This window comes from Paenibacillus sp. MZ04-78.2, from assembly GCF_024213375.1.
GTDB lineage: Bacteria > Bacillota > Bacilli > Paenibacillales > NBRC-103111 > Paenibacillus_G.
The window spans coordinates 1-3,229 of record NZ_JANAVJ010000097.1; the positions used below are offsets into that span (position 1 = coordinate 1).

At 36.5% G+C, this 3,229-nt stretch carries 3 protein-coding genes and 1 pseudogene; all 4 read left to right on the forward strand.

What is annotated here, in order from left to right; translation table 11 throughout:
• Positions 1-98 precede the first annotated feature (98 nt).
• Positions 99-724, forward strand: a pseudogene (locus NLX71_RS26070) (glycosyltransferase); the annotation flags it as partial.
• A gap of 143 nt (positions 725-867) precedes the next feature.
• Entirely contained in the window at positions 868-1,290 is a 423-nt protein-coding gene (locus tag NLX71_RS26075; protein WP_254366713.1) for a hypothetical protein, read from the forward strand.
• 135 nt (positions 1,291-1,425) lie between these two features.
• Entirely contained in the window at positions 1,426-1,827 is a 402-nt protein-coding gene (locus NLX71_RS26080; protein ID WP_254366715.1) for a hypothetical protein, read from the forward strand.
• 103 nt (positions 1,828-1,930) lie between these two features.
• Positions 1,931-2,836, forward strand: a complete 906-nt coding sequence (locus NLX71_RS26085) for a hypothetical protein (RefSeq protein ID WP_254366717.1) — start codon at positions 1,931-1,933, stop codon at positions 2,834-2,836.
• Positions 2,837-3,229 lie beyond the last annotated feature (393 nt).

Below are 3,229 nucleotides of genomic sequence, written 5' to 3' on the forward strand. Positions count from 1 at the left end.
CAACCTCCCGTTCAAGATGCCTTCATTTTCTCATGAGCTTGAGGTTCTTGAAAGGTGGGGAGTATTTGACGCTCACAGTTTTGCTGAACGCTTTCGTCATGGTCAAGCCGCGCGCACCGAAGCCGTTACTGGATTTGAAACTGCTCATCGGCCGGTGTCTATCTACTGTTCAAGGCATCGTGGACGAAATCATCATTGTCGAGGATGGTACGAAATCGATTGTCAGTCTGTATACCAATCAAATTTTTGATTTTGAGTGGATTGAGGATTTTGCTGCGGCGCGAAACTATGCGTTCAGCTTGGCAAACAAGGACTACATCTTTGGCTTGACGCCGATGATTTTTTAACAGGGAGCGAGAGACAGAAGCTGGCTTCCCTGAAGGAAACGCTTGACCCTACCGTTGATTCCGTAACCATGGATTACCATCTAGGTTTCGATGAATTTGGAAATGTGACCTTCAGCATAAAACGAAATCGACTTGTGAAAAGAGCGAAACACTTTCAATGGATCGGCGCGGTCCATGAATATCTTGAAGTCTGCGGGAACATTCTGCATAGCGATATTGCCATTACCCATTTCAGCCTCCGTCATGATAGCGACCGAAATCTAAAAATTTATGAAAGGCGTTTAGCCCGGGGAGAGGAGTTTTCACCACGTGACCTGTACTACTATGCGAATGAGCTTGTAGATCATCAACAGTATGAGAAGGCGATCTATTATTACGAAAATTGACCTGTTTCACAATCTACTTACAGTATTTACAAAAATACCACTACTTAACGTAAGGGCAAGTTCCAATAAACTGAATAAAAAAAAAAAATTTACTTACACTAACACCTACAAACATTAGAAAGGGAGGGTAATTAATGATCAAGAGTCTTATATGTATTCTAATTCTAACGTCAATACCTTTTAGTACAGTAGCTGCAAAAGACAACATTGAACCCCGGAAGCTTGAGAATAAGTATTTAGAAAGAGCACTGTTAACAGAATTACATGATGTTATACAAAATGCTCTCCGCAAAGAATTTTCCCAAGATATCGTTCAATTTAATTGCTTAAAAATGCTTGAAATAAAACCTACAGCAATCGAAATACATGGAACTAAGCTTACTGATGGTTCTAATGCGTTTAGGATTAAGATTCAATTAAGGAAGCTCGATATTGATAAAGATTATTTAGTGAAAATAACACTAACAAATGACAAACCGCCTAGTGGTTACTACGTAGAATCTATCGATAAAGAAGTAATCCAAAAAAATTACAAATGTAAAAGTCTAGCAGAATAGGTTTTTTATTCAGAAACCTCAATTATCGAGGTTTTTTTACATTCTAAAAATAGGACGTACTCCCTATTTTTAGAATTGATATATTAGTATAAAATTACAATATAAGGTATTGAAAAATCAGAGGGAGTGAACTGAATGAGAAAAAACCTTTTTTTATTTGCAAGTTTTAGTTTTGCTTTATTGTCAGCAGCAATTACAGCAAATGGGGCAGTCATTGATGAAAATGGCTCTGGGACAAATATTCATCTTACTTCTAACAAAATAAGTTCTTTAGCGGCTACCGCAACAACTAAAGTGGTTGATGAAGTATGGGTGAAAAATGTATTCAAAAAAGGAAGCACGGAATTATTCAATGGAACAAAAACTAACTATAATGACTATCAAGCAGTAATTGATAGTCCGGACTTCATTTATGATTCATCTGCAACATATAGATCTGATGCATCTCATACGGCCAAAACAAGCACCGGCACTTATTTATATAGCTCATATTGTCAATTATCCGGTGGTACTTATACCGGCAAATGTGCACCATAACAATCTATGTGAAAAACTAAGTCTGAAAATAATGACGATAAATGGGTTTTTTTAATGCTCCTTTATCGTCATTTTCTATTACTTTATTCAAGGAGAAAAAGAGTTGAAAAATAGAATTGCTATCGCATTTTTGATTATTGGAACCATCCTTACTGGATATAATTATTTTAATCATTATTTTTCATCCCAGATATCTGCTATGACACCTTATGGGAAACTTTCAAATTCAGAAAGAGTGTATGGTATTGGGTTAATAGATTCAGAATCAAATACAGAATTAATCTATAAACAAACAAGCTCGACTTTTAACAATGGCCTTAAATTAGTAAATGATGCACTAGATAAATGTGAATTTACTTTGATTTTTTTATTGGACTTTCAGCAGGTCAACGTTGAAGTCAAAAATAGGTTTGAGAAAACAACCAAGGTTTCATTAAATGAAAAATCAAGCAAAAATATTAATTTTAGCATTCCGAATGTTCCTGTTGGCTCTCACAATCTGACAATTCTTGCATTACCACGACCCGACACTGAAGATCCGGATTTAGATGATGTTAAAGAAAACTACTTTCTATCCACCCAAGCAGTAATTGTTGTAGGTAATCAAAATAAAGTAAATTTCGAAGAAGTTAGAGTTCCGGTTACTTACAATTCCAAAGAACCTTCGGACCCGATTTTTCTTACTATAGAACAAACGGATAAATTAGTACCCAAAAATACGAATAAAGGACAAGTAAACAGTTCAAAAATAGGTTTTAATGCTATTTCAGGAAGACACTATAAAGTTCTCGAATTTATAGATAATCAGCAAGTTGATTTAGCAGATACTAATAAAATCTATCATACAGAACCCGATGGTTTGATTACTATTAACTCAAAAATGAACATTACTGATAACTCTACTCACTCTATTTTTCTTGTATTATTCGAATATAGGAGGCAGGTGCCATTCTCGAATAATAAAAATACAAGTATTTATTTTTCTGAAACTTATAAAGTTACACCTTGAACAATTGCTAAAGTGTTTTCGATGCACCAACCACAAAGTTTTTGGTGATCTTGTGTAATCCGTCCTTGATCTGTGCTTCGGACTTGGATAACACAAACTGCTTGGCGCGGTTGTACCGTTTCCAGTTACGAGAGCCTTTCTTACACTTGGATAATAAGCGTTGCAGCTCAGCCAGCTTCTTGTTTCGCAAACGGTGGATGTAGAGTCGAAGGAGGTCGGCTTTCGCCTTCCTCCGTCCGCTCGATCAAACGGATCGTGCAGTTTTCCCGCAATCCGCTTTCCTTTATGTCACCCTTTGGGTGCAGTCCGTAGGTTCAAATGTAAGCGTCAAATCCTCCACACCTAGAAAAACGACGGGATTCATGAGATCATATACGTAACTGATTACGACGC

Excerpts from the sequence above, each read along its gene's own strand:
- NLX71_RS26080 (WP_254366715.1), top strand. The coding sequence starts at position 1,426 with ATGAGAAAAAACCTTTTTTTATTTGCAAGTTTTAGTTTTGCTTTATTG.
- NLX71_RS26075 (WP_254366713.1), top strand. The coding sequence starts at position 868 with ATGATCAAGAGTCTTATATGTATTCTAATTCTAACGTCAATACCTTTT.